The sequence below is a fragment of the Thiorhodococcus mannitoliphagus genome (assembly GCF_010915725.1).
GTDB lineage: Bacteria > Pseudomonadota > Gammaproteobacteria > Chromatiales > Chromatiaceae > Thiorhodococcus > Thiorhodococcus mannitoliphagus.
Genome location: NZ_JAAIJR010000253.1, coordinates 1 through 3,295, shown reverse-complemented (window position 1 = coordinate 3,295; position 3,295 = coordinate 1). Strand labels below are relative to the sequence as shown.

Genomic DNA, 3,295 nt, shown 5'->3' with positions numbered 1-3,295 from the left:
GTCTCAAGTAGGACTGACAGTTTACGTCAGTCCTTGACTGACAGTTTGCGCCATCCTTGGCAGACCGAATTTCGGGAGGACCTCTGAGATTCTCTATCCCCTACCGACGACAATAGGTTGATCATCGGCATCGAGTCATGGAACGCCGACGAGCGTCATGACTGGGGGGCAGAAGCAAGGCGGCTTTGCACCAGCCATTGCCGTGTGCGCAGCCCTTAGGATGTCCACTGGACCCGCTGACCGCCTTCCATATAGTTGGTTTGTAACCGATGTCTCAGCGGAATAGCACTGACTTAAGGCTGTGCCATTTCAGAATCAGATGCTTAAGAGGCGTCTACCAACCGCAAAACACGCTTCAAACTACCAGAAGTCGCCAGAAACCTGTTCTTTCGTCCGCGACGTACATCTAATGCCTGCCGTAAGTCGCCGATTTTTTTGGGGTGTTATCTTAAGTCAGTGCCATTCATGTCTGCGCGCTTCAGTAACCTCTCGACGGTTTCAGATATGTCGAAAACTTCGACAGTGACTGATGGAAGGGCACTTGGTCGAACGTAATTGATGCAAAATTATTGTGAAGAGGCTAGATGGCGCGATTTGTGCTAAGTGGTCACCGGGTCTGATTGACAATTGTCACCCGCCTAACGCTACGGTTGCCTTTCGATCAATATTCAGACAAATCAAATCTGATAACCTTTCAATATTGTTCCATGCCACTTTCCTAACTGGATATTAAACTATGAAACCCTCTCAAATTCTCATAAGCAAGACGATGGCCTCGCTGTGATGTCTTCTCGCTGCGGCATCCACAACACAGGCTGGAGTAATCACGGTCATCGGTCCAGATGTCGATCTTTTATCCGCTCCCAAAAACAGAGTAACCGATACAACTACAGGTAGTGGATCTGTCGTAAAGACCCAGATCGCAACGGGCACATTATCAAAGTTTGATCCTTCGTTGGGTGTTTTAACAAATGCACAAGGCACGCTGAGTGTCATAAATGATCCTACGACATATCTCGTTAAAGGCGGATCCGCTGGAAGTGCCTCTGTAAGCGCTGGATGGAAATTAGGTGATAATAGCTTGAATTGGAGCACAAACCTAAATTCTAAGTCTTTGACCGGTGGTGACTCCTCATGGAATGACCTTGTTCACGATAACCCATATATATCTACTAAACTTAATCAGTTTGTTGGGGCAGGTGATATTGATGTCAATACGATCACAACAACAATTTCCGTATCTAAGTCGGGCGGATCGACTGCTGCATTTGCCGCGATTTCGAGTAACGCTAGCACAATGTTCCCGAGCTACACTACGCTTAGCGCCAGCGAAAGTATCGAATATACGTACCTGACTCACGGTAATGCCTCTTTCAATCAATATTCCGATAGCGATGCGTTCTCCATTGATTTTGGCATGATCGGTAATGGCAATGATGCTACACGGAGTTTCGATGTCTTTGCTTCCGGCGATCTCGGATTGAAAAATTTTGTCGCCACCTTTTTGTCCGGCGATGACGTGTTTAGCATCTCCGGCGGAGACATTGCAGCAGGCTCTTCCGCTAGCTTCGAGGCGCTATTTTCGGGCCAGACTCCCAGCCAGTTGACAAATTACAGTGGAAACTACCGTCTCACATTCGCGGACAACGTATCAAGTTTGGCGCAGTACGCCAGTAATTCGGTTGGTACGACGTTCATTGACTTGACGATGTCTGCTTCCGTTGAGCAGTATGCGGCCAACGTGCCGGAACCTGAATCTACCGCTCTCATTGCGATTGGCTTGGGTTTAGTGGGGCGCTTTTCGCGCAAGAAGAAAATGCCCTGACTAACTGGTCACTAAGCCCATCGAACCACCGATCTTTATGTAAGACTTGAACGCCCTCGGGAAACCGGGGGCGTTTTTTTGTGCCTGATGCTTTTGATCCTACGATTTCGCTGCGATCTAAACACACAAATAGCATCAAAAACATCTAGAGCATGACTGAAGAACTTTGCGCTTATCCATGTGGCATAAGTAACGATTCAAAAATAAGTTATACAACTTAATTAATCTATATAAAACTGTAAGCTTTTGTTTTATATTAATATTTTTGTTAAAGAAAAATTCATGCAAAAGACAACATAAATATTGAATCGTTACTAAGCGTAAACAAGTTTCTTAGTGGCATAAGTGCCTCTTTCATTTCCTCCATTTATTGTTACAAGCGGTTGTGCCGGAAGTGATGGCGGAACTCCGCTAGTGCAATTCTCTTGATGAATCTCTTCAAGGAGCCCTTCAGTACTCTGAAGATCAAGTCATCGTCTTGGTTTGTGACGATCTCCCCTCCATCTGCCTTATGAAGATCGTTAAGTCTGAAGCAATCATTGACTAATTAACCTAGGCGATCCGAGTCTATCTACAAGAACTTCGAATTTCAGCTGTATCAACAGAACCCGCTTCGGCGGGTTTTTTTGTGCCTACGATCCTTCATCCATCTTATTCGAAACCAGAGGAGCTTCTGTGCATCCAGTATTCCGCATCGCCATCGTTGTGCTCGCCTTCTTCGCTCTGCGTCAGTTCATCATATTCTTGTCACCCTTCATCACCATGGTGTTGATGATCTGGATTGTGTTCAAAGTCATCTAGAGCGATCTCTGCTCGCTTCTTCCCTGCTGTGTTGATGAACTGGATTGTGTTCAAAGTCATTTAGAGTGATTGCCCCGCCCTTCTCGCTTCTCCTCTCTGAAGACCGTTGCCTCAGCGTCATCAACGGCATATCTATTTAGCACGATTGACACCCCTCGCTCGCTCCCCCTCTCTAAAGACCGTTTTCCCTACGCCATCACTGGCATTTCCAATCAGTCCTATTAAGCCTTCTTTAAGGAGGAATCCATGCGCTCGTTCAAATCTCCAGAGGACCTGAAGTCCTTCCCCTCTGATCACCCTGCCAAACCACTACTGACTGAACTCGTCAACGGCCTCACCACCTTTGAGGGTTACGACCCTGATGCTGACGGTTGGGTCGTGCTAATCGACGAAGGTGATATCGATAAGCCCCTCATTGATCTCTGGGACGACTGGACGTTACTGGACGTGCCATGGGAAGGCGTCATGAAGGTTGATGGCTTCTATGAAGTGATCTTCTTGGCCAACAACCAGTTCGGCATTGTCTTCGTCGTTCCGATTCAACCCTGGTTACCACCGCATTACCGCAGCGCACTCGAGGAACACCTCGATCCCTAAACATAGGAGAGACACCATGGCACGAAAACCCAAGCAAGAACCTGTGTTCAAAACCGCTGAATGTCCGTCGCT

4 protein-coding genes are annotated in these 3,295 nt (G+C 47.2%); 3 read left to right on the top strand and 1 reads right to left on the bottom strand.

Features of this window, described 5'->3' with window-relative positions; translation table 11 throughout:
- Positions 1–747: 747 nt before the first annotated feature.
- Positions 748–996, bottom strand: a complete 249-nt coding sequence (locus tag G3480_RS25645; protein WP_164657045.1) for a hypothetical protein — start codon at positions 994–996, stop codon at positions 748–750.
- An 85-nt stretch (positions 997–1,081) separates the two neighbouring features.
- Here G3480_RS25645 and G3480_RS25640 point away from each other — a divergent pair, with 85 nt between their 5' ends.
- The 3 genes from G3480_RS25640 to G3480_RS25635 all read left to right on the top strand — a co-directional run bounded on the left by G3480_RS25640 (position 1,082) and on the right by G3480_RS25635 (position 3,223).
- Positions 1,082–1,825, top strand: coding sequence for a PEP-CTERM sorting domain-containing protein (locus G3480_RS25640; protein ID WP_164657044.1), 744 nt, complete (start codon positions 1,082–1,084; stop codon positions 1,823–1,825).
- A gap of 675 nt (positions 1,826–2,500) precedes the next feature.
- Entirely contained in the window at positions 2,501–2,626 is a 126-nt protein-coding gene (locus G3480_RS29150) for a hypothetical protein (protein ID WP_276611756.1), read from the top strand.
- Positions 2,627–2,872: 246 nt separating this feature from the next.
- A complete protein-coding gene (locus G3480_RS25635) occupies positions 2,873–3,223 on the top strand; it encodes a hypothetical protein (protein WP_164657043.1) in 351 nt (116 codons plus the stop codon).
- The last annotated feature ends 72 nt before the right edge of the window (positions 3,224–3,295 follow it).

Excerpts from the sequence above, each read along its gene's own strand:
- G3480_RS25645 (WP_164657045.1), bottom strand. The coding sequence starts at position 996 with ATGACACTCAGCGTGCCTTGTGCATTTGTTAAAACACCCAACGAAGGA.
- G3480_RS25635 (WP_164657043.1), top strand. The coding sequence starts at position 2,873 with ATGCGCTCGTTCAAATCTCCAGAGGACCTGAAGTCCTTCCCCTCTGAT.